Here is a 23592-nt window from a genome sequence, read left to right on the forward strand (position 1 = left end):
TTTTTTATAAATTAGTGAGATATAGTTTAACTGCTAAATATAAAACTTGACTAAATTTAACTTGAGTTTAAATCATTATGCAGTTTTTATGAAAGGATGAATTGAAATATGAATGGTTCGAGTCGAACATTTCTCATTTATGGCGCAAGTAGAGGTTTAGGAAAGGCAATTGTAAACTTAGTGCCTCAAGCTCAGGATAAAGTTTATGGTGTCTCTCGTTCTATTCCTATAAATAATGATCAATTGAACTGGATTTGTGCGGATTTATCTGCTTCTGAAGATGCTGTGAGTAAAGTAAAGAAAGTAGTCAAAGATGAGAAAATAGATGTTCTAATTTATAATGTTGGAATATGGGAGAATAATGCTTTTACTGAGAATTATAAATTTGAAGAGGTTTCATCTGCTGAGTTAAATACTATTCTTAATACCAATATTAATACCTGTATTCAGTCTCTTCAGTCCTTGATCGAAAATTTAAAATTATCGGATAACGCTAAAGTCATACTAATCGGTTCTACATGGGGTGTGGACAATCATAATGGTAAAGAGTTGATCTTTTCTGCAACGAAATATGCTCTGCGCGGAATTGCCCAATCATTGCGTGAGATTTTGCGTAATGACTTGATTGGGGTGAGTGTTTTAAACTTAGGGTATTTAGCGACAGAATATGAAGCAGATGTTCCAACAGCAACTGTCTTGGCGGAGACGAAGCATACTTTAATTCCTTTAGCTGATGTCATTCTGGCCATAAAATTTATCATTTCCACCAGTAATGCATCTTGTGTTAAAGAAATCCTCATGCCTGCAATGAAAGATGAAAACATTTAACACAGATGTTTCGCTGTAATATTACATGGATGTATTTATTGGATGGCTTTACTTTGCGATGCCATATTCAATCTAGGTTGAGCTACTTTGGTGTGAAAATTCCTCCATCAATATATAATACCTGTAGCACTTTGGTATTGCTCAATCAACGAAACTAGTCTTTTAAAATGCTCCATTTCACAATGTGTATTTAGTGCTCTGCGCTCAGGCTATTCTTCAATAAATATAAAATGCCCAGCATCTTTCTAATCAATAAATAGGTCATAGGATATACATTTTGGTTCAGCCTTTTTTTATAAGTTCACGATATAAAAGGCATAACTTTATCAATATGTTCTAGTTTAATAAAATCCTGGGTAATGAATTTGAGCATAAATTATTTATCTTAAATTTCACTCACTATTTTTTATAGAAAAAGTATATGTGATGATTTAACTTAGTATACATCGCTGTATTATAAGATTAATCAAGATTCAAAAAATATTTAGTCTGGATTCATTATTAAAGTGGGCACTAAAAAATATTGACCTTGGACTAACTCCATAGTTTTAAATAAAAATGACTATATTGGAGAGCAAAGTATGCAAAGGCTATTAGAACAGACGTCGATTTTAGATTATCACCATCCATCGATTCAAAGTTTGATTGAACAACGCAATTGGAGAGATCTTGATGAGGTTGATAAGGTAATAAATATTTATAACTTCGTTCGTGATGAAGTTCAATTTGGCTATAACACGGGCGATACGATACAGGCATCTCAAGTCTTAAGCGACGGTTATGGTCAGTGTAATACCAAAGCAACTCTATTGATGGCGTTACTTCGGGCGGTGGGTGTAGCCAATCGTATACATGGGTTTACCATCGATAAAGCTTTACAAAAAGGTGCAATCAAAGGCATTTGGTACACGTTATCGCCCCAGAATATTTTACATAGTTGGGTCGAAGTTCATGTGAATGGTCAATGGTATATTTTGGAGGGTGTTATTCTTGATCGACCCTATCTAGAAAAATTACAAAGTATGAATAAGCATCAGGAAAAAACTTTTTGTGGTTTTGGCGTGTTTACTGAGAACTTTCAAAATCCGCCTATTGAATGGAATTTGAATGATACCTTTATTCAAGATAAGGGGATTAATCAAGATTTCGGTTTATTTGATAGCCCAGATGATTTTTATAATATGCATCAACAGGAACTTAGTTCGATACAGCGTATGGTTTTTAAATATGTAGTCAGACATTTAATGAATCAAAACGTCAATAAAATTAGAAATAAACAAAAAGCCTCATAAAGAGGCTTTCGTTCATTCATAGAAATACCTTAACGTCTGACTGTCGTTAAAGTATGACTTATTGCGATTAGCATTATTCTAAAGTAATTTTACTCCATGACTCATACAGTTTAACTGCGGAAGAAAAGTCGCTGTCCGTTTCAGATAAGTCACTGGCTGTTTGAATTAAACTTTGCGTTAGTCCAATCACAGGTGTGGACAGTTTTGCTTCGCGGACTAAATCCACTGCAATGCCCGTATCTTTTGCCAATAGGGGAAGTGCAAATGTAAGCGGAAAGCTACGGTTGAGGATGCGTTGAGGCAAAACAGTTTCAGTTACACCACTTTTACCACTCGATGCATTAATGCAATCTAGTGCTTCGTTTAAGTTTACGCCATGAGCCTTGAGTGTGGTGAAACCTTCAGCAACAGCACAGAGGTTCACAGCCAAAAGCATATTGTTTACGGCTTTAACTGCAAAACCAGCACCTGAATCTCCTACATGTTTAATCAGTTTGCCAAATGCTTGAATAGCTGGTAGTGCGCGTTCAAAAGCTGCGGCATCACCACCGATCATAACCGTAAGCGTTGCATTATCAGCACCAATGGTTTGACCACTCACAGGTGCATCTAAAAAGTCGACGCCGTATTGTCTAAGCTGTTCAGCTACTTTTTTTGCAGAAGAGGGTACACCACTGGTGCAATCGACCCAAATGCTGCCTGCTTTAAGCTCAATTTGTGCAAGTAAGTCTTCAATATCTTGACTAGTTGGAAGGCAAGAGAAAACTACATCGGCCTGAACTGCTTGTGCAAGTTCCACCGCCTGCGTGCCATAGGCTTCTGCATGTTGTTTTGCTTTATCAAAATTGCGATTCCACACCCACACGTGTTCAAAGTGTTTAGGTAAGTGTGATGCCATGCGATAACCCATAGCGCCTAGACCGATAAATGCAACTGACTGAATCATGTCAAACCTTAGTATTTAAATTTTACTTGAACGTTCACTTAACCACTGAGCCAGTTGTGGCCAAAATTCATCGGCACTACGCTTACTTGACATCAGTCCTAAATGCCCCCCTGAGATAAGAGTAAACGTGACATCAGTACTACTTGTCAATTGGGTTAATGGATGAGCCGACTCTGCTGTAACAAGTTGGTCTGTTGTGCCCGCGGCTACAAGCAATGAACACTGTATATTATTTAAAGCTATGCTTTTCTCATTTAATGTGATTAGTCCAGTTTTGAGTGGATTGCGCAGCCAAACATTAAAAAGCATGTCTTGATTGATCCCACCGGGATAATCAATCATACGATTGAGAAAACTGCCAATGGTGGCATGTTCATGCAGAGCTTCATGGTCATCTAAGTTCAGGAGTAGATTCTTATGACTTTGAAACCAGCCGATAGGATCAATGATTTTAAAACCAAAAGTATTTAATCCGCCGGAGGTATGAAGGAGACGTTTCGGTATTTTGCCTTGATAAATCTGCTGTTGTAATGCTTTGCTTTTTGAAATGATTCGATTGAGATATGCAAAGAATTGTCCATTTCGCCCAGATTTATAACTGTCAATTGGGCTACCCAAAACCATTAAATTTTTCACAAAATTGGGTTGATGCAGGGCGGTATACAAGGTCACGAAAATACCAGCCATACTCCAACCATGCAGAGAAATTTGCTCACTTTGACTATGTTTTAAAATACTTTGTATACAGAGTGGAATGTAATGATCAATAAACGTTAGAAAGTTGAAATAACGGTTATGAATACTTAATTTCCCCCAATCAATCACATATACGGCAAAGCCTTGCTGTTGGAAGTACTTCACCAGTGAGCGATAAGGATAAAGGTCGTAAATAGACATATTGATGGCTAGCGGGACCACAAAAACTAAGGGTTCTTTATACTTACGCACTTCAGGTGCGTAATAGCGAATTTGGGTAAGATCAAATGTTTCAATCACTTCATAAGGTGTGCTTTGTGACAAAATGAGTGACTTTCCATTAAAAATGCGCGTAGAAAGATTCTTTAATTTATTTTGATGTGTTGAAATTTTAGTTTTTAAAGCGTGCATATAGGTCTTAGATCTCAAATAAGCAGAAAGTTTGATCGAAGTCTAATCAATATTCGCGTATTTTACCTTGACCTTAAATAGCCTAGACGCTCAAAATGTTGGCAATTCTTTACAAAGGCAGTCTGTCGACTGAACCAGAGCCATGAGCCTACAAGACGAATTTGAATACCAATTAGATACCTTAGCCATTCGTACTGGGCATACGCGTAGTTTCGAGGGAGAACATGGCGAACCTATCTTTCTAACTTCATCATTTGTCTATGAAAATGCAGCAGAGGCCGCAGCAAAATTTTCAGGTCAAGAGCCAGGGAATATCTACTCGCGTTTTACCAATCCAACGGTTGCAATGTTTGAAAAACGCCTTGCAGCTTTAGAAGGTGCAGAACGTGCAGTGGCAACCAGTTCAGGTATGGCCGCAATTATGGCCGTGGCAATGTCATTTTTAAAACTGGGCGATCATGTGATTTGTTCACGTGCGGTATTTGGTTCGACCGTATCTTTGTTTGAAAAATATGTGGCTAAGTTTGGTGTAACTGTCGACTTTGTCGATTTAACAGATTTAGACGCATGGAAACATGCCGTTAAGCCTGAAACAAAATTGCTCTTTGTTGAGTCGCCGTCGAATCCTTTGGCTGAAGTGGCAGATGTTCAAGCACTTGCTGATATCGCACATGCCAATGGCGCACTTTTAGCAATTGATAATAGTTTCTGTACGCCAGTATTACAGCGTCCAATTGAGTTCGGTGCAGACTTGGTAATTTATTCGGCGACGAAGTATTTGGATGGTCAAGGTCGTGCCCTTGGTGGTGCAGTAGTAGGTAGTCATAAACTACTCGAAGAAGTATTTGGTTATGTGCGTACCACAGGGCCTTCAATGAGTCCTTTTAATGCATGGGTATTCTTAAAAGGCTTAGAGACTTTACGTTTACGTATGCGTGAGCATTCAGCAAGTGCGCAAAAGCTGGCAGAATTCTTAAATACACATCCGAAAGTCGAAAAAGTGTATTACGCAGGTTTACCTGAGCATATTGGGCATGAACTTGCAGCGAAGCAACAAACAGGCTTTGGTGGAATCGTTTCTTTTGAAGTGAAAGGCGAGCGCGAAGGGGCGTGGACAGTTATTGACAATACTCAGTTTATTTCAATTACGGGTAACTTGGGCGATGCGAAATCGACTATTACTCATCCTGCAACGACTACCCATGGCAAGCTTTCACCAGAAGCGAAACAAGCCGCAGGAATTCGTGAAGGTTTAATTCGTGTTTCTGTTGGTTTAGAAGATATTGATGATATTATTCGCGATATCACACGTGGTTTAGACTTAATCTAATTTTTTAACTTTATGTTCGGAGATTTTAATGAACATTAATATGTTAATGCAGCAAGCTCAACGCATGCAAAAAGACATGGAAAGCAACATTAAAAAAGCTAAAGAAGAGCTTGCGCAAACTGAAGTGCATGCTGAAGCTGGTGGTGGTTTGGTTAAAGTAACGATGACTTGCCGTAATGTGGTAAAACGTATCGAAATCAATCCTGAATTATTGCAAGATGATGCAGATATGATTGAGGACTTAATTGCTGCGGCAATGAATGATGCTGCACGTCAAGCAGAAGTAATCACGGAAGAGCGTATGAAAGCTGCGAATTCAGGTGCAGGCTTACCACCGGGTCTTGCTGGTCTATTCTAATTAAGGAATACGTATAGTGTTTAGCGATCGTTTTGATCAACTGGTACAAGCTTTACGTATTTTGCCAAGTGTTGGGCCGAAATCGGCTCAGCGCATGGCGCTCCATCTGATTATGAAAAATCGTGAAGGGGCTGTGGGTCTTGCACATGCTTTGAACGAAGCCACCAGCTATATTCTCGAATGCAGTTTGTGTCACTCACTGACTGAAAACGAAGTTTGTGATATTTGTATCTCGCATGAACGTGATGATCAACTACTTTGTGTGGTTGAATCACCTGCAGACGTGATGGCGATTGAACAAAGTGGCAGTTTTCGCGGTAAATACCATGTATTGGGTGGACATTTATCTCCACTTGATGGTGTTGGGCCTGAAGAGATCGGTATTCCTTATCTGATCCAGCGCTTAGGCGATGGTAAAGTAACAGAAGTGATTTTGGCGACTAATGCAACGGTAGAGGGTCAGGCCACAGCGCACTATTTGGTTGAGGCAACGAAACATTTACCGATTCAAATGACGCGTATTGCACAAGGCGTACCACAGGGTGGTGAACTTGAATATGTCGATAGTCATACCTTAAGTCAAGCTGTACATAATAGAATGCGAATGAAATAAGTATTTCGATACTTGTTTCATTTTTTAGTTGTGCTAAAGATTGAAATTTTGAGTAAGAGAAAAAAAATATTAATTTGAATTTAGTTGTATAAAAAAATCACAAAAAACGGTAAATAATTAAAAAACCCTTAGAAATCTTGATAGCTAAATCATCTTATTCAGGTAAGATAGCCCAAAGAGCATCTAGCATTAGACGCAGTAGGATATGTTTCAGTTTATTCAGCAGCAACAAGACTTAACAGCAGTCTTAGAAAAAATGGATCGTAACAAAGTCTATGGACTCGATACAGAATTCATTAAAGTCGATACCCTATGGCCAAAGTTAGGCGTATTTCAAATTAATGTCGAAAACAATGTCTATTTACTCGATGGTACGACGCTCGATTTATCTGAATTTTGGAATAAACTTTTTCGTGCACAGCAAAATGTCTTTCATGCCTGTAGTGAAGATATCGATCTGATTTATCACTATGCACAGCATAAAACTTTAAATAATGTATTTGATACCCAAGTGGGCATGTCTTTTTTAGGTCATGGTCTACAAGTCAGCTATCAAAATGCATTGAAACAAATGTTGGATGTCGATATCGATAAAGGGGAAACGCGCTCAAATTGGTTGGCGCGTCCATTAAGTCCTGCGCAATTGAGCTATGCGGCAAACGATGTGCTGTATTTGATGAATCTTTCAGAAAAAGTTAAACAAGAACTAGATTCAAAGTCACTCTTACACTTTGCACTTGAGGACTGTCAGCATCTGACGCAAGAGATCGCGACAGAAACGCCTTTGCATTTACTCTATCAAGATATTGGTAACTATCGACATTCACGGCGTCAGTTAATGCAGTTACAGCAGTTGGCTGTATGGCGTGAACACATGGTGAAAGCGCTTAATACACCACGGAGTTTTATTCTGAAAAACTCAAGCATGATTGATTTGGTTGAGAAAAATCCGAAAAATGCGTTTCAGTTATCGGGTGTAAAAGACATACGTCAAAACGTCGTCCGTGAGCATGGCAAAACCATTTTAGACTTGGTGAAGTTCTTGCCTGAGCAAGCGGATTGGCCACTACGCATGGCACGCCCCATCCGACACTCTTCAAAAGATGTGGGGGAGAAAATTGATCACTTAATTCAAAATGTGGTCGATGAAACCAGCATTCCTAAAGAAGTGTTGATGCGCAAAAAGTGGATGAATGCACTACATCAACATGTGGTTTTTCATAATGATGAGAAAGACTTGCCTGATTATTTATTAGGGTGGCGCTATGATTTGTTAACCCAACCCTTAATTCAACTCCTACGCCGTGATGAAAGCTATCTTTCGACGCAAATGAAAGTTGGGGATTAATAATTGGTCAATTGGCTTGAAGTTTGAATATTTATACAAAATCACGACTGATGCGTTAATCATGACTAATGTCAGCTGCTTTTATTTGATGTATCCTGTGGCTTGAGTTATTTGAGTGCTGTTTTAAATATGCAATGTTCTATTTATAAATCAAGTAAAAAAGATGAAATGTATCTTTATATTGCTTGTCCAACTGAAGCTGATCAAGCCGCTGAAGATTTTAGCCCATTGAATGTTTTGCCTGAAGCTGTTCGTGTTGCATTTGGTCGAGCGACTTTTGTGATGTCATTAGAGCTGAGTGAAGCGCGTAAATTGGCCCGTGTAAATGTATTGCATGTCATGGATTCGATTCAAACTCAAGGCTTCTTTCTACAAATGCCGCCAGAAGGATTAATCAATCCAAATGCTGCGGCACCAGAAGGCCTTCGTGGCGCATAAAGCATAATTCAGGAGTTGCACCGTGGATAGTTTTCTTTCAATGCTCGATTCAATTCCTGAAGACAGCATTGCTGTCACAGTTTACCTTTTGGGCAGTTTGCTGATTTTGTGGTGTTGGTATTCGATTGCTACACGTCTGCCTAAGCTGTTGGGTGGCATCACATGGATGATGATCTTTGCCATTTTATTGACGCCAACGGTTTCAGAAGGTCCAAACTCATCGATTGCACCGGCTATTTTTGGCTTGCTTTTTGGTGTGCTAACGAAAGAATCAGCACTCATTTGGTCAAATCTGTCACTGATTCTCTTTGTCATGGGGGTGGGGCTTGTAATCGGTTTCTTTTGGTCAAAATATGTGGCTAATAAAACCAAAGCAGTTGTCAGTAACAATCATTCACCACTGTAATTAATAAAAATAAGGTTTAATCATGTCTGTTGAAACACAACAATTTACGGGTACAGATCAGTACATCGCTACCGATGGTTTGAAACTTGCTGTAAAAGCTGCACGTAGTTTGCAAAAGCCTTTATTGGTTAAAGGTGAGCCAGGTACGGGCAAAACTTTACTGGCGGAGCAAGTGGCTGAGAGCTTAGGCTTAAAATTGTTGACTTGGCATATCAAGTCAACCACAAAAGCCCAGCAAGGTTTATATGAGTATGATGCGGTTTCGCGTTTGCGTGATAGCCAATTGGGTGACGACCGTGTTTATGACATTAAAAACTATATTAAACCGGGTAAATTGTGGGAAGCGTTCACCAGTGAAGAACGCTGTGTTTTATTGATTGATGAAATTGATAAGGCGGACATTGAGTTTCCAAACGACCTTTTACATGAATTGGACAAGATGTCTTTTTATGTATATGAGACGGGCGAAACTATTACTGCATCACAACGTCCTATTGTGATTATTACTTCAAATAATGAAAAAGAACTTCCAGATGCATTCTTGCGTCGTTGTTTTTTCCATTATATTGAATTTCCAGACGAAGCGACCATGCGTGAAATTATTGATGTTCATTTTCCGCAAATTTCAACAGCATTGGTCAATGAAGCACTACAAGTTTTCTTCAAATTACGTCAAGTGCCAGGTCTAAAAAAACCGCCATCAACCTCTGAATTGATTGATTGGTTAAGCTTACTGATGGCTGATGATATGCCAGAAGATGTACTGCGTAATCAGGATAAGTCTAAAGCCATTCCACCTTTATATGGTGCGCTCATTAAAAACGAACAAGATGTACAGTTGCTTGAACGTTTAGCCTTTATGTCACGTCGCTAAAGGAGAAACACGCATGTTTGTGCGCTTGTTTTATACCTTACGTAAATACGGTGTTCCTGTTTCGACGCGTGAACTGATCGATCTGAATGAAGCTGTTGCTTCAGGTTTAGTCTTTGCCGATCAAGAAGAGTTTTATCAACTCGCCAAAACCATTATGGTGAAAGATGAACGCTTCTTTGACAAATTTGACCGAGGCATGAAGGACTATTTTGATGGGATTTCAACTTTTGATTTAGATGATTTACTGAATAAAGTTCAAAAGTTACCGAAAGACTGGTTCGATTTAGAACTCTTAGAAAAGCATCTAAGCCCAGAGCAGCGTGAAGAGTTAAAAAAAGCTGGCTCATTAGAAGAACTCATGAAAATGCTGGAAGAGCGCTTACGCGAACAGCATAAGAAACACCAGGGTGGAAACAAAATGATCGGCACTGGAGGAACGTCTCCATTTGGTGCTTATGGTGATCATCCTGAAGGGGTGCGTATTGGTGGGCCGGGACGTAAACGTTCTGCTGTAAAAGTTTGGGAACAACGTAAATATCAGAATTTGGATGATGATCAAATTCTAGGAACGCGTCAGATGCAAATGGCATTGCGTCGTTTGCGTAAGTTTGCGAGACAAGGTGCAGCTGAAGAGTTAGATATTGACGGTACAATTCGTGAAACTGCGAAACAAGGCATACTTGATGTGCAGCTCGTGCCTGAACGTCGTAATCGTATTAAAGTTTTGATGTTGTTTGATGTGGGGGGATCGATGGATTCACACATTGCGCAATGCGAAAAACTTTTTAGTGCGGCGAAAACTGAGTTTAAAACCTTAGAGTATTTTTATTTCCATAACTGTTTATATGACTATGTATGGAAAGACAATGTGCGTCGCTCAAGCACCCGTATGAATACATGGGATTTATTCAATACTTATGGACGCGACTATCGTGTAATTGTGGTCGGGGATGCGTCTATGGCACCTTATGAACTCAATTCTGTGGGTGGTTCGGTTGAATATATGAATGATGAAGCAGGCAGTGTCTGGCTACAGCGTTTACGCAACCATTTTGAAAAAACAGCATGGTTGAACCCAGAAGAAGATCGTTATTGGCATTACACCCATACGATTGGTTTAATTAAGCAAATTTTTGAAGACCATATGTATCCAATGACCCTTAAAGGCGTTGAAGATATGACTAAGTATTTAGCACGATAAAACTTGAAAGAAAGCACATTTTAAGAATAAGGATCATAAAAAATGGATCATCAAATTAATGGTATTGCTTTGCCGAATGATGCGGGCTTTTTTGGCAACTATGGTGGTCAGTTTATCCCACCTCACTTAAAAGCGGCAATGGATGACATTAAAGTCGCTTACGAGCAAATTCGTGCAACAGAAGAATTTCAAACTGAACTTGCTGAACTGTTTGCGCACTATGTTGGTCGTCCAAGTCCGTTGTTTTATGCAAAACGCTTATCTGAACAGTTGGGCGGGGCGCAGATCTATTTAAAGCGTGAAGACTTAAATCACACAGGCGCACATAAAATTAATCACTGTTTGGGTGAGGCGCTGCTTGCAAAATATATGGGTAAAACCAAAGTTATTGCAGAAACGGGTGCAGGCCAACACGGCGTTGCATTAGCAACAGCCTGTGCTTTGGTGGGGATTCCATGTGAAATTCATATGGGGCAGGTCGATATTGAAAAAGAACATCCCAATGTTGTCAAAATGAAAATACTTGGAGCAACACTTATTTCAGTGACACGTGGTACTGCAACGCTGAAAGATGCTGTGGACAGCGCTTTTGAAGAGTATTTAAAAGATCCAACTAATTATATCTATGCTATTGGGTCGGTTGTTGGGCCACATCCATTTCCAATGATGGTACGAGACTTCCAGTCGATTATTGGTAAAGAAATTAAAGAACAAACTCATGAGCGCTTTGGTGCGAATCCTGATTATGTGGTTGCATGTGTCGGTGGGGGGTCAAATGCTATGGGAGCTTTCACCGCATTTTTAAACGATGCAGATGTGAAACTGATTGGTGTCGAACCAGCAGGTCATGGTTTAGATACTGACATGCACTCGGCAACCTTAACTTTAGGTAAACCAAGTCAAATTCATGGTATGGCGTGTTATGTACTTGAAAATGATCAAGGTGAGCCGTTACCAGTACACTCGATTGCTTCAGGTCTAGACTATCCTGGCGTAGGGCCGCAGCATAGTCTGTTGAAAGACTTGGGTCGTGTAGAATACACCACTGCGACTGATCAAGAGTGCTTGGATGCGTTCATGCGATTGTCACGAGTTGAAGGGATTGTCCCTGCACTTGAAAGCTCACATGCTGTGGCATGGGCGCTTCGTGAAGCCCCAAAGTTGGACAAGGATATTAAAATTGTGGTGAATGTATCTGGCCGTGGCGACAAAGATGCAGACTATGTCGCTGCAAAATTAGGTCTGAATTAAGGTTTAAGCTTTTCAGATTTACGTATATAAAAAATCCCTGCTCTAAGCAGGGATTTTTTATATAATTTCGGTTTTATCTCTTTATCATTAATAGCCAATGCTGAGTATGCGTTTAAGGTTGAACACATAAACATTAAAACTTAACCTGAAATGTACTGTTGTAGTTGCTCAATCAGTTTCTTTTGATCATCCATTGCCGCTTTCACCAAGTCCCCAATAGAAATAAGTCCCAATAAGTTATCATGTTCAACTACAGGTAAATGACGTAGGTGGCGATCTGTCATAAGGTCTAAACATTCTTCAACCGTAACTGCTGTTGTGACTGTCAGTACTTTGGCTGTCATAATTTCATTGACTGTGGTTTGCTTCGAACTACGTTCCATCAACATGACTTTGCGCATGTAGTCACGTTCGGACAATATGCCTACAACGCGTTCTTCGTGTGTCACCACAAGAGCACCGATGCCTTTATCTGCCATAAGTGAAATTGCTTCAAGCACCGTGGCTTCAGGGCTGATGGTGTAGATTGCTTGATGTACTTTATCGTTTAAGACTTGAGCAACATTGGTCATAGAGCATATCCTCAGTTGTGGTTATTGTTTTATATTTAAATTAGCGCGATTTGGAAAAAAAGCAAATACTTTACAGTCAGAGCTCTTAATAAAATAACAAGTTAATTACGCCATATTGTTCTTAATGAGCTTTAAGCTGGCGACAGAATACGGTCATTGAAGAAAAAGTGACGCATTTGAGACGTACTGAGCTTCATACGTTTTGTTCCATTACATAGCGCAGGGGTGACTTTTAAGCGTGACAGAGTAGGTAGTAATGCGCTTTGGAAATCCTGTGGCGTGATTTTTTTAGGAATGTAGTTTGGCCAGTGCAATTGAGCGTATTGGTGTGCGTGTAAACCATTGAGCCAAAAAGGGAAAACATAGTCATCGTGATCTGAGGTCATCGCCCAGCCTTGCTGTTCAGCGTTGTAAAGCCCCCAAAGAATACCGCAGTACATCATGCCTCTTAGAATATTGATTTTTAAATATAAATGATTTGAAATCGGTTGTAGTTTCAAAATTTTGTACATAACGTTATGCCATTAAGGAACATGACGCTATTTTAAATAATTAAGATGAAAGTTCAGTGTAAGCTTTGCATAACTATGTAAATAAATATGTCATATCAAAATGTTAGGCTCAAAAAAAACGCCACCTAGGTGACGTTTTATTATGCTTTCATGGTGGCAAGCTGTTGCCAGTATTGTGCTTTAAGCGAGTCACGTTCTACGCGGAAACCTTGATAATAAAGTTCTGCCAAAAACAGTGCTGCTTTACCGTGGCCAGCACGTGCAACGCTTTCTAACTGTTGTACTGCGTCTACGAAGTTCATTTGTGATTGAATGGTGTTTACTGCATCCGCATACGCATGTTCTAAGTCATGATGAGAGATTTGTTGAATCATATTAAGCTCCTTATTCTAATTATGATCACTTAAAGGTATTTTTACCTTTAGATATAAATATCACGCTAATGTTAAATATTTATTACAAATTGCTGGAATTGTCAAATATATTGTCGAGTGTTCTTCATCTTATTTTGTTTACATGATTAAACAATGAACAATCAAAAGATTGAATATGATAATAAAACAGGAAACTGTATTTTATAAGGAGAATAACATGACAAATACATTAGATGGTTTTGATTTTGATATGCCTCCAACTGTTTCTCAAATTGTAGCGTTGGCGCAATATCACCGAACACTATTAGATGAAGCAGTTTTCCATCAAGAAATTCATCTTGGGGATTTTTGTTTGGCACAACGTAAACGAGTTTATGATTTCACACGTCAGCTTGATGAAAATCAACGGGCTGATTTTTATGAAACATATAATGGGGAGCTAAGACGTATTGCAGATGACGATCCTGCTCACCCTGCAGATGCAGAAAATGGTGTTGGGGCTTTCGCCATTATGATTGCATTGGGGGTAATTGCCTTGGTGCTCTATTTTGCAGTTATTCGTAGCATTGTTGGTTAGACTTCTGCTTTACAAACAATCTGACTTGCTGAAATTATGTCCTCTTTAGCATTAATGGGGGCATTTTTCAGCATTTCAACTTGTGATTATGCAATTCGCTACTTACACTAGTTTCACTAGAGGTAGGTTATGCACATTGCGATCCAAAAAATTCTTAAATTAAAATCACAGATTACACTTGTACAAATTTATAATGGTTTGATGGCGTCGATCATTATGCTGATTGTCGTTTTATCGAGTATTGCTTTATCTCGACCCATTTCTCCAAGCCAATTTGAAAATGTAAGTCGCTTATCTTATCAAGCGACTTTTCCGGAAACACAAGAGATGGCTCAAGATCTGGTTTTGGAAAACCAGATTTCCTATATTGATTACTTTAGATTAATGCAGGCTCATCAGTTTGAGCAGAATCGGGCGAAGCAGCTTCCGGCATTGGCTCCAGAGGTTCAATAATCGCAGGAATTTGATCAGGATGCGGTATGCTTTGCTTAATATTCGGGTCAAGATTCAATTCTAAAATATGACGAAGTTGCTCTTTATCTAAAGCGTTGCTGACAATCACAAGGGTCAGACTTTCAGGGTGAATGTGTTTACGTATCGCATTTTGGACATCTAAAGGCGTGATTGCTGCTAAACGTTTTGGGTAGTCTGCTAAATAATTCGCATCTTGCTGATAAAACCCTATAGAGCCAAGTTGTGCGTTGATGTTTGCATTGCTGCTATAGCTGTTAGGTAGGCTGCGTAACATACCGGCTTTAGTTTCTTCTAACTGCTGCGCATCAATTGGTTGATGGACAAAGTCAACTAGGGCTTTATGTGCCACTTGTATGCTGTCCATGAGCTGATTTTGCTGGGTTGAATAACTCAGACTAAAATTTCCTGCCGCTTGGCTAAATGTAAAAGCACTGTTTGCTCCATAGGTGTATCCACGTTTAACGCGTAGTTCTTTCATTAAAATGGAGCTAAATCCACCCCCACCCAACATACGGTTAGCTAGTTCGAGCGCTAAACGATCCGGATCATCCCGCGTGGTTGATAGGTGTCCCATGGTGACATGAGCTTGAGTTGAATTAAAAACAATATGCTGAATATCAAAGTTGGATCTATCTTGTGGTACAGCAAGTGGCTTTGCTGCTTCACCTTGTGGAAGGGCTGCACTTATTCGTTCAGCCAGTTTCTGAGCTTGTTTCACACTGAGTTGGCCTGTCAGTGCAATATTCATGTTCTGACTAACCAAAAAATCATCTCTGAATTTTTTTAAGTGCTGAGTCGTAATTTTTTTAATACTACCATTGGTTCCTGTAATGGGTTCAGCGTAAGGGTGTGAACCGTAGAGCGCGCGATAAAAGCGAATACTCATCAATCGACTCGGACTTTCTTTTAACTGTTTCTGACCTACTTGGGTATTGCTTACCATCAAACTAATACTGTTATTTTTAAAAGTAGAGTCTTTTAATACTTCAAGCATCGTACTCACTGCAGCATCTAGTTTTTTAGGGTCGGACAGCGAACGCAGTCGAACCACAAACATGTCACGGTGTGCTGCTACGCTAAAACGAGCCCCAACTTGTTCAAAGGCATTCGCGATTTCAACTGCATCATGTTGCGTGGTGCCTTCGTCGATGAGTTGTGCCGCCATATTGGCAACACCATATAGTCCTTTTTCTACTTCTACATCTCGTGCAGAACCTGCATTAAAGGTAAGTTGAATATCGACCATAGGTAAGGCGGGTGACTCAACAAATAGACTTCGAACTTTGTATCTGTTTTTAAGTTCGTGTACATGTGGTGCTGTATAAAGGTCGCTAGTTTGAACTTGTTTTAAGCTTTGTAGAGAAGTAAGAGACTGTAATGTACGTGGGTCATCATTGCTAATACTGCTTGTACTTACATCTGCAATTACATTGGTAGTGCAAAAGGCAGACATGGTGATAAGTAACAGCCGAAAGGCGGGCTTTTGATTTTTCATTATTTTGCGGCCTTTTTTTCTGGTTGAAGGTACAACGTACTTAAGTTATTACGAACAAAAGCGGTTTGAGCAACGTGCTGAATATCTTCAGGTGTAACCGCTTCAAAATGCTGTGGAAGCTGATCCATCAGTCGATAATTCAAGCCATTCACGGCTAAGTTTCCAATCATCTTTGCTTGCCCGACAATGTCATCTTGACCATAAATTAAGTTTGCAACAAAGCGTGTGCTAATCCGTTCAAGCTCTTGTGGTTGAACAAGTTCTGTTTTGAGGCGCTCAACTTCATGTTCAATGGCTTTTTGTAGTTCAGGAAGTTCCACGCCAGTGACTGGAAGTGCGGAGATACTAAATAAACTGTCTCCACGGTTATAAGGGTCATAACTCACACTCAGTGCGGTCGCTAATTTTTTGTCGCGTACAAGGCGTTGTTGTAATCGAGAGCTGATCCCGCTATCTAATAAGCTTCGAATAAGTGTGAGTGCGTAAACATCTTCTGGGTTGGTTGTTGTTGCAAGTGATTTGACATTCCAAGCCATATATAAATTTGGCACCTCAACATTGGTATTCTGTTCCATGTGACGGTAGCCAATGTGCTCAAATTCAGCCACATCATTGCGCACAGGTGTTGGATGACTTTTGATGTCACCAAAGTATTTTTGAACTTGTCTGAGGGCGGATTCTGCATTGACATCCCCCACAATCACTAAGATTGCATTGTTTGGGCTATACCATTTTTGATACCACTGTTTCACATCATCTAGACTGATATTTTGCAAGTGTTTCATGTGCCCAATGACGGGTTGACGATAGTAACTCGTGGGGTACGAAATCCATTTGAAACGTTCGAAAGCGAGTGAGCGGGGGTTGTCATCGGTACGCAAGCGTCGCTCCTCCATTACCACTTTAATTTCAGGGTCAAAGTCCTGTTTCCGTAGTAAGAGATTGCGCATACGATCAGCTTCAAGCTCTAGAGCCATCGGGAAGTAAGTTTTAGGATAAAGCTGATAGTAATTGGTGTAGTTTGTGAATGTTGCAGCATTTACAGTGCCACCATAGATTCGACTCAAGCGGCTGAATTCGTCGTTCGGCACTTTAGATGTTCCTTTAAACATCATATGTTCCAGTACATGCGAAATACCCGTTATATTTCCAGACTCATCAGTGCTACCAACTTTATACCAAATTTGGGTCATGACCATTGGGGAGCGGTGATCTTCACGGATAATCACCTGTAAGCCATTGCTTAAAGTGGTTTCAAAACTGCTGCGGGTAAGCTCACTACGTATTTGTGCATAGCTTGTTATAGGTAAACAAAGTAGGGTTAAACCCAGTGCAACTAAATTTTTTTTATAAGAATGCGCGACTAATAAGTGATGCATATAAAATTGGGGCCCAGGTTGAAGTGAAAGCATTTCAATAAATAACCATTCTTAAGAAAAATGCGAAGTAGATCAAGCACCAGAAGTATTGATTTGTTAAGTGTTTACATAAAGTATTGTTGCCAAGCGAAAGCCTATCTTTTATGGTAGAATCCGTCTTTTTTAACGCAGTGCTTTTCAAGGATTCGGCATGCAACAGCAATCTAATGAGCAGAACAAATTTTTGATTGATGCTGATATCGGGGATGACGATGTCACACTACCAAGTTTACCTGTGGTCAATGTGCCAATCGTTGAAACAAAAGAGCAAACAGTTGTTAGTCCAGTTGTGGTTGCTGAAACAAATGTAGAAGAAGCAAATACATCTGCAAAAGGCGGTTTTTTTAGCCGCATGAAAGAAGGGTTAACCAAAACCCGTAAAAACCTTGCTGATGGTATGGTCAATATTTTGATCGGCGGTAAGGAAATCGATGACGAACTGCTTGAAGAGGTTGAAGAACAGCTTCTCGTGGCTGACATTGGTGTTGATGCAACGAAAACCATTATTACCAACTTAACTGAACGTACTGCACGTGGCGATTTAATTTACTCGCACTCGCTGTATAAAGCACTTCAAGAAGAGTTAGTGGCTTTACTTGCGCCTCGTGTGAAACCTTTACATATTGATCCGAACAAAACGCCTTATGTGATTTTGGTGGTGGGTGTAAACGGTGTGGGTAAAACCACAACCATTGGTAAATTGGCAAAACGTTTACAAGGTGAAGGCAAGAAAGTGATGCTTGCTGCGGGAGATACTTTCCGTGCAGCAGCGACTGAGCAACTTCAAATTTGGGGCGAGCGCAATAATATTGCCGTAGTTGCACAAGGCCATGGTGCTGACAGTGCTTCTGTCATTTTCGATGCGTTTGAAAGTGCACGTGCCAAAGGTGTTGATGTCTTGATTGCAGATACAGCAGGTCGTTTACATAATAAAGGCCATCTCATGCAAGAGTTGACCAAAGTAAAACGTGTCATGCAAAAAATTGATGCGACTGCACCGCACGAAGTTATGTTAGTGGTCGATGCAGGGACAGGTCAAAATGCGATTAATCAAGTAGAAATGTTTGATGAGGCGGTTGGCTTAACAGGTCTAACGATTACCAAGCTCGATGGTACTGCGAAAGGCGGCGTACTGTTTAATATTGCCAGTCGTACGCATGTTCCGATTCGCTTCATTGGTGTGGGTGAGAAAATTGATGATTTACGTCCTTTCTCTGCAAAATCCTTTGTCGCTGCTTTGTTTGAAACCGAAAAATAAGATTGAACAGCACAATTTTAAAGTGTTAGATCAGTCACATAAACTCCGCTAAATGCGGAGTTTATTTTTTAATTTAATTTGTTTGCTTTAAAAACAAACATTTAGGAATCACATAGTGAATATAAGTGATTCTCCTGCGATTACACTAGCGCCTAACACAATAGGCATCACTGTACATTTTGGGGAACACGGTATGGCTTTATTACATAAAATTGGACAAGTTCTAACAACAGATTTAACCAAAGACTTAAAATTTAAAAAAAATCACGAAGAAGACCTAAAACAAACCATATTTATCGATCAACTAAAAAAGCGCCGTAGTATTTATGTTTTAGGGAAGCGTGTACATTTAAGTCAGGTGTATTTAGCTGAATTGATCCAAGAGGCCGTGCGAAGTTGTCCTTCGGCACATAATTCACAAAGTACTTGTATTGTGATTTTAATGGGCGATGCGCATCTTCACTTTTGGAATGTCGTAAAAGAAGTGCAACGCAAGTTAGTCCCTGCGCATATTTTTGCTGGTGCAGAACTGAAGGTTGATCAATGCTCGGCAGGGTTTGGTACGGTTCTATTTTATGAAGATCAGCAGATCATTCAACAACTACAAAAGAAAATTCCTTTTGATGCGGCAGAATTTCCAGTTTGGTCAGAGCAAGTTTCAGGTATGGCCCAATATGCTGTATGGACTTGTTTAGCAGATGCAGGTTTGGGTGCGTCATTACAACATTATAACCCGAGTATTGATGTTGATATCACCAAGGCTTTTGAGATTCCAAAACATTGGCTGTTACGTGCGCAATTGGTCTTTGGTTCGATAGAGGAAAAAGCTGCTGAAAAAGAATATGATAAAGATGAAGAGCGCTTCATGATCTATGCATAATGGCACGGAATAATCTTTAGTGGTTTCTAGATCCAGTTTTGTATTGTTATGGCGCATTGTTCTATTTTTAAGACACTATGTCGCTGAACTAAGCATGTTCAAATTCAAAATATTAGCTATGATGAATATGAATCACATATAACAAGATCGTGAGATCGCTGAGGAAAACAACATGTCATTTTTAGACCACATCAAACAACGTCGCACCATTTATGCTGTTGGTAAAAACGTAGCATTAACACCAGAACAAATTGAATCTGTAATTAAAGAAGCGGTAAATCACAGTCCTTCTGCATTTAACTCACAGACTTCTCGTATTGTAACTTTGTTTGGTGAGTCGCATTTACAGTTTTGGACTGTGGTGCGTGAAACTTTACGTAAGATTGTTCCAGAAGCTGCTTTTGAAGGCACAAATGCAAAAATTAATAGCTTTGCTGCAGGCTATGGGACGGTTTTATTTTATGAAGACCAAGACGTTGTAAAATCATTGCAGGAACAATTTGCACTTTATGCAGATAATTTCCCAGTGTGGTCTGAACATTCTTCTGCAATTGCTCAATTTGCCGTATGGACTGCGTTATCTGAGCAAAATATTGGTGCGTCATTGCAGCACTACAATCCAATCGTAGATGCTGAGATTGCAGGAATCTTCGATATCCCTGCGAATTGGAAGCTTCGTGCACAACTTGTTTTTGGCTCTATTGAAGCACCTGCGGGTGAGAAAACATTTATGGCGGAAGCGGATCGCTTTAAAACATTCAATTAATCGTTAGTTTTTTAGAATAAAAAGAGCAGAGTAGATCTGCTCTTTTTTTGTAAGAGTATTTATCTTTAAAATATAAAAGCTTAGCAATATATATTGTAGCTATGAATTGGTTCTAAGCTTAGAAATTGTCATAAAATTGTCATTTATACACTGCATAGTGCAACTAAACTTTAATAAACCATCGATAGAGTGTAAAAATGACCTTACGCATAACCCTTGCAACAGCAGCATTGATGTTGAGTACTTCAGTATTTTCAGCAGTAACTATTACTGCTCCAGAGGAAATAAAAATTGAAGGCTTAAATGGGCAAGAGGTTAAAAGTCGTTTATTCAGTTCCGACAACAAATATAGTATCGATGCAGGTGAAAATATTATCAGTGTTCGCTATACCCAGTTTTTTGAAGAGCATCCAGGTATTGGCTCACACGATATCGTTCGCTCAGGGATTGTGAATATTAAGACCCCAATCTTACAAGACCAACAGTCTTACCGTTTGGCACTGATCAATCCTCCTCAAAATCATGATGATGCCAAGGCTTACGCCAAGCAGCCGATCTTTGGACTATACAATTCTAAGAATCAGTTACTGGTTGAGCAAAAGGGTGGTAAAACTCAAAATGTAGGTATTCTACAAAATTTATTTAGCGATGCACCAACCGATCTAACTCAAAAAGCAACGACAGTGGTACAGCCTGCACCGGTTTATACGTCACAAGCTGTTGTTTCGAAAGCTGGGATCGAGAAACAAAAAGATTTAACAAGTTCTGGCAATGCTCAACAATTAATTAATGCTTGGAAAAGTGCATCTAAATCTGAACGCCAAGCGTTTATGGCTTGGCTTGCTGAACAAGCACAGTAGCTAGTACATTCTAAAAAAAACAGCGTTAGCTGTTTTTTTTATTTAGATAGTGCATTTACATGGTGGATAACTTGATGATATTGTCTGTAATTTAATCTAAAAAGTATTTTTTGATCTAAAAATAACCAATCAAATGGCTTTTTTGAATTATTTATTTAAATGCGCTTGCGCTGCAAATAAAACTGTATAGAATACGCAGCACACCAACGCAACGTAGTGAATAACTTAAGGCGAAGGTCTTGCTGATGACGAATCAGTAAGAAGATCATTAAGAGATTATGAAGAACAACTTGTGTGGATTTTTACTGATTGATCGATCGAAGATATTTCATTGATTGAATGGTAGAAATTACTCGAAGTTTATTTGAGAAATTAATGTCAGAAAATTGATGAGCCAAGATTTGTAGCCATAAGCTACTAATGATTTTAACTGAAGAGTTTGATCATGGCTCAGATTGAACGCTGGCGGCAGGCTTAACACATGCAAGTCGAGCGGGGGATGTTGCTTCGGTAACTGACCTAGCGGCGGACGGGTGAGTAATGCTTAGGAATCTGCCTATTAGTGGGGGACAACATTCCGAAAGGAATGCTAATACCGCATACGCCCTACGGGGGAAAGCAGGGGATCTTCGGACCTTGCGCTAATAGATGAGCCTAAGTCAGATTAGCTAGTTGGTGGGGTAAAGGCCTACCAAGGCGACGATCTGTAGCGGGTCTGAGAGGATGATCCGCCACACTGGGACTGAGACACGGCCCAGACTCCTACGGGAGGCAGCAGTGGGGAATATTGGACAATGGGCGGAAGCCTGATCCAGCCATGCCGCGTGTGTGAAGAAGGCCTTTTGGTTGTAAAGCACTTTAAGCGAGGAGGAGGCTACTGAGACTAATACTCTTGGATAGTGGACGTTACTCGCAGAATAAGCACCGGCTAACTCTGTGCCAGCAGCCGCGGTAATACAGAGGGTGCGAGCGTTAATCGGATTTACTGGGCGTAAAGCGTGCGTAGGCGGCTTTTTAAGTCGGATGTGAAATCCCTGAGCTTAACTTAGGAATTGCATTCGATACTGGGAAGCTAGAGTATGGGAGAGGATGGTAGAATTCCAGGTGTAGCGGTGAAATGCGTAGAGATCTGGAGGAATACCGATGGCGAAGGCAGCCATCTGGCCTAATACTGACGCTGAGGTACGAAAGCATGGGGAGCAAACAGGATTAGATACCCTGGTAGTCCATGCCGTAAACGATGTCTACTAGCCGTTGGGGCCTTTGAGGCTTTAGTGGCGCAGCTAACGCGATAAGTAGACCGCCTGGGGAGTACGGTCGCAAGACTAAAACTCAAATGAATTGACGGGGGCCCGCACAAGCGGTGGAGCATGTGGTTTAATTCGATGCAACGCGAAGAACCTTACCTGGTCTTGACATAGTAAGAACTTTCCAGAGATGGATTGGTGCCTTCGGGAACTTACATACAGGTGCTGCATGGCTGTCGTCAGCTCGTGTCGTGAGATGTTGGGTTAAGTCCCGCAACGAGCGCAACCCTTTTCCTTATTTGCCATCGGGTTAAGCCGGGAACTTTAAGGATACTGCCAGTGACAAACTGGAGGAAGGCGGGGACGACGTCAAGTCATCATGGCCCTTACGACCAGGGCTACACACGTGCTACAATGGTCGGTACAAAGGGTTGCTACCTAGCGATAGGATGCTAATCTCAAAAAGCCGATCGTAGTCCGGATTGGAGTCTGCAACTCGACTCCATGAAGTCGGAATCGCTAGTAATCGCGGATCAGAATGCCGCGGTGAATACGTTCCCGGGCCTTGTACACACCGCCCGTCACACCATGGGAATTTGTTGCACCAGAAGTAGGTAGTCTAACCGCAAGGAGGACGCTTACCACGGTGTGGCCGATGACTGGGGTGAAGTCGTAACAAGGTAGCCGTAGGGGAACCTGCGGCTGGATCACCTCCTTAACGAAAGATTGACGATTGGTAAGAATCCACAACAAGTTGTTCTTCATGACGATGTATCTGAGGGTCTGTAGCTCAGTTGGTTAGAGCACACGCTTGATAAGCGTGGGGTCACAAGTTCAAGTCTTGTCAGACCCACCAAATCTGACTAACCGGTATTATTAAATGCTGAATACAGAAAAACAGAAACATTGACTTATTGATAAGCTGGGGACTTAGCTTAGTTGGTAGAGCGCCTGCTTTGCACGCAGGAGGTCAGGAGTTCGACTCTCCTAGTCTCCACCATAGATTATAGAATTTAGTAAGTTAAAGCTTATTAACTTCTGTGATTTATCACAGTTTCCTGACCTGACGAAGGCTGGAAAAATCATTAACAGAATATATTTGAGTTGAAATAATTTGTTCATACTCGTTTTAAAGATCGACATTAACAGTGATTTATTACTGATTGA

24 protein-coding genes, 2 tRNA genes and 1 rRNA gene are annotated in these 23592 nt (G+C 40.3%); 20 read left to right on the forward strand and 7 right to left on the reverse strand.

The genetic code is table 11. The features are described 5' to 3' along the window. The first annotated feature begins 108 nt into the window (after positions 1-108). Together CDG62_RS10680 and CDG62_RS10690 are read left to right on the forward strand one after the other, a co-directional pair. Positions 109-828, forward strand: coding sequence for an SDR family NAD(P)-dependent oxidoreductase (locus CDG62_RS10680; protein ID WP_087528341.1), 720 nt, complete (start codon positions 109-111; stop codon positions 826-828). 581 nt (positions 829-1409) lie between these two features. Next, positions 1410-2120, forward strand: coding sequence for a transglutaminase-like domain-containing protein (locus CDG62_RS10690; RefSeq protein WP_087528342.1), 711 nt, complete (start codon positions 1410-1412; stop codon positions 2118-2120). A gap of 73 nt (positions 2121-2193) precedes the next feature. Here CDG62_RS10690 and CDG62_RS10695 read toward each other — a convergent pair whose 3' ends face one another. Then, positions 2194-3066, reverse strand: a complete 873-nt coding sequence (locus CDG62_RS10695; protein WP_087528343.1) for an NAD(P)-dependent oxidoreductase — start codon at positions 3064-3066, stop codon at positions 2194-2196. A gap of 15 nt (positions 3067-3081) precedes the next feature. Next, a complete protein-coding gene (locus CDG62_RS10700) occupies positions 3082-4173 on the reverse strand; it encodes an alpha/beta fold hydrolase (protein WP_087528344.1) in 1092 nt (363 codons plus the stop codon). A gap of 142 nt (positions 4174-4315) precedes the next feature. On the opposite strand from CDG62_RS10700, the gene CDG62_RS10705 reads away from it, so the two are divergent. From CDG62_RS10705 to trpB, 9 genes are all read left to right on the forward strand, one after another. Further along, positions 4316-5503 (forward strand): O-succinylhomoserine sulfhydrylase, encoded by a 1188-nt coding sequence (locus CDG62_RS10705; protein ID WP_087528345.1) that lies wholly within the window; start codon positions 4316-4318, stop codon positions 5501-5503. Between the two features lie 28 nt (positions 5504-5531). Further along, on the forward strand, positions 5532-5861 hold the full coding sequence (locus CDG62_RS10710) for a YbaB/EbfC family nucleoid-associated protein (protein ID WP_004697049.1): 330 nt from the start codon (positions 5532-5534) through the stop codon (positions 5859-5861). A 16-nt stretch (positions 5862-5877) separates the two neighbouring features. Continuing rightward, complete coding sequence (gene recR / locus CDG62_RS10715; protein ID WP_087528346.1) at positions 5878-6474, forward strand: recombination mediator RecR; 597 nt, start codon at positions 5878-5880, stop codon at positions 6472-6474. 205 nt (positions 6475-6679) lie between these two features. Then, positions 6680-7822 carry a ribonuclease D gene (locus CDG62_RS10720; RefSeq protein ID WP_087528347.1) on the forward strand — a complete coding sequence of 381 codons (1143 nt, stop codon included), beginning with the start codon at positions 6680-6682 and terminating at the stop codon, positions 7820-7822. A gap of 129 nt (positions 7823-7951) precedes the next feature. Beyond that, positions 7952-8260, forward strand: coding sequence for a YcgL domain-containing protein (locus tag CDG62_RS10725; protein ID WP_004984643.1), 309 nt, complete (start codon positions 7952-7954; stop codon positions 8258-8260). A gap of 22 nt (positions 8261-8282) precedes the next feature. Continuing rightward, positions 8283-8666: a hypothetical protein gene (locus CDG62_RS10730; RefSeq protein ID WP_004697064.1), complete on the forward strand. Its 384-nt coding sequence runs from the start codon at positions 8283-8285 to the stop codon at positions 8664-8666. Between the two features lie 22 nt (positions 8667-8688). Beyond that, positions 8689-9540, forward strand: coding sequence for an AAA family ATPase (locus CDG62_RS10735; RefSeq protein WP_087528348.1), 852 nt, complete (start codon positions 8689-8691; stop codon positions 9538-9540). 13 nt (positions 9541-9553) lie between these two features. Continuing rightward, positions 9554-10741, forward strand: a complete 1188-nt coding sequence (locus CDG62_RS10740; RefSeq protein ID WP_087528349.1) for a vWA domain-containing protein — start codon at positions 9554-9556, stop codon at positions 10739-10741. Positions 10742-10783: 42 nt separating this feature from the next. Next, positions 10784-11992, forward strand: a complete 1209-nt coding sequence (gene trpB, locus CDG62_RS10745) for a tryptophan synthase subunit beta (RefSeq protein ID WP_087528350.1) — start codon at positions 10784-10786, stop codon at positions 11990-11992. 140 nt (positions 11993-12132) lie between these two features. Here trpB and CDG62_RS10750 read toward each other — a convergent pair whose 3' ends face one another. The 3 genes from CDG62_RS10750 to CDG62_RS10760 all read right to left on the reverse strand — a co-directional run bounded on the left by CDG62_RS10750 (position 12133) and on the right by CDG62_RS10760 (position 13450). Then, a complete protein-coding gene (locus CDG62_RS10750; protein WP_087528351.1) occupies positions 12133-12564 on the reverse strand; it encodes a CBS domain-containing protein in 432 nt (143 codons plus the stop codon). Positions 12565-12695: 131 nt separating this feature from the next. After that, positions 12696-13076: a DUF2750 domain-containing protein gene (locus CDG62_RS10755; RefSeq protein ID WP_004984635.1), complete on the reverse strand. Its 381-nt coding sequence runs from the start codon at positions 13074-13076 to the stop codon at positions 12696-12698. A gap of 140 nt (positions 13077-13216) precedes the next feature. Then, positions 13217-13450, reverse strand: a complete 234-nt coding sequence (locus tag CDG62_RS10760) for a hypothetical protein (protein ID WP_087528352.1) — start codon at positions 13448-13450, stop codon at positions 13217-13219. A gap of 217 nt (positions 13451-13667) precedes the next feature. Between CDG62_RS10760 and CDG62_RS10765 the strand changes: the two genes are divergently transcribed. Further along, the gene (locus tag CDG62_RS10765; RefSeq protein ID WP_004697078.1) at positions 13668-14027 is read left to right on the forward strand and encodes a hypothetical protein; all 360 of its coding nucleotides are present in this window, start codon (positions 13668-13670) and stop codon (positions 14025-14027) included. Between the two features lie 129 nt (positions 14028-14156). Continuing rightward, the gene (locus CDG62_RS10770) at positions 14157-14480 is read left to right on the forward strand and encodes a hypothetical protein (protein WP_087528353.1); all 324 of its coding nucleotides are present in this window, start codon (positions 14157-14159) and stop codon (positions 14478-14480) included. Here the strand turns inward: CDG62_RS10770 and CDG62_RS10775 are convergent. After that, on the reverse strand, positions 14404-15996 hold the full coding sequence (locus CDG62_RS10775) for a M16 family metallopeptidase (protein WP_087528354.1): 1593 nt from the start codon (positions 15994-15996) through the stop codon (positions 14404-14406). The genes CDG62_RS10770 and CDG62_RS10775 overlap by 77 nt on opposite strands. Continuing rightward, complete coding sequence (locus CDG62_RS10780; protein ID WP_087528359.1) at positions 15996-17375, reverse strand: M16 family metallopeptidase; 1380 nt, start codon at positions 17373-17375, stop codon at positions 15996-15998. The genes CDG62_RS10775 and CDG62_RS10780 overlap by 1 nt, the downstream gene beginning before the upstream one ends. A gap of 190 nt (positions 17376-17565) precedes the next feature. Here CDG62_RS10780 and ftsY point away from each other — a divergent pair, with 190 nt between their 5' ends. From ftsY to CDG62_RS10815, 7 genes are all read left to right on the forward strand, one after another. Beyond that, positions 17566-18672: a signal recognition particle-docking protein FtsY gene (gene ftsY / locus CDG62_RS10785; RefSeq protein WP_087528355.1), complete on the forward strand. Its 1107-nt coding sequence runs from the start codon at positions 17566-17568 to the stop codon at positions 18670-18672. 193 nt (positions 18673-18865) lie between these two features. Beyond that, entirely contained in the window at positions 18866-19552 is a 687-nt protein-coding gene (locus tag CDG62_RS10790; RefSeq protein WP_087528356.1) for a nitroreductase family protein, read from the forward strand. 172 nt (positions 19553-19724) lie between these two features. Beyond that, positions 19725-20318 carry a nitroreductase family protein gene (locus CDG62_RS10795; protein ID WP_087528357.1) on the forward strand — a complete coding sequence of 198 codons (594 nt, stop codon included), beginning with the start codon at positions 19725-19727 and terminating at the stop codon, positions 20316-20318. Positions 20319-20515: 197 nt separating this feature from the next. Next, positions 20516-21178 carry a DUF2057 family protein gene (locus CDG62_RS10800; protein ID WP_087528358.1) on the forward strand — a complete coding sequence of 221 codons (663 nt, stop codon included), beginning with the start codon at positions 20516-20518 and terminating at the stop codon, positions 21176-21178. A 427-nt stretch (positions 21179-21605) separates the two neighbouring features. Then, positions 21606-23143, forward strand: a 16S ribosomal RNA gene (locus CDG62_RS10805). A 61-nt stretch (positions 23144-23204) separates the two neighbouring features. Next, positions 23205-23281, forward strand: a tRNA-Ile gene (locus tag CDG62_RS10810). A 68-nt stretch (positions 23282-23349) separates the two neighbouring features. Continuing rightward, positions 23350-23425 (forward strand) — tRNA-Ala (locus tag CDG62_RS10815). Positions 23426-23592: the final 167 nt, after the last annotated feature.

Origin of the sequence: Acinetobacter sp. WCHA55 (assembly GCF_002165305.2) — a bacterium.
Taxonomy (GTDB): Bacteria; Pseudomonadota; Gammaproteobacteria; order Pseudomonadales; family Moraxellaceae; genus Acinetobacter.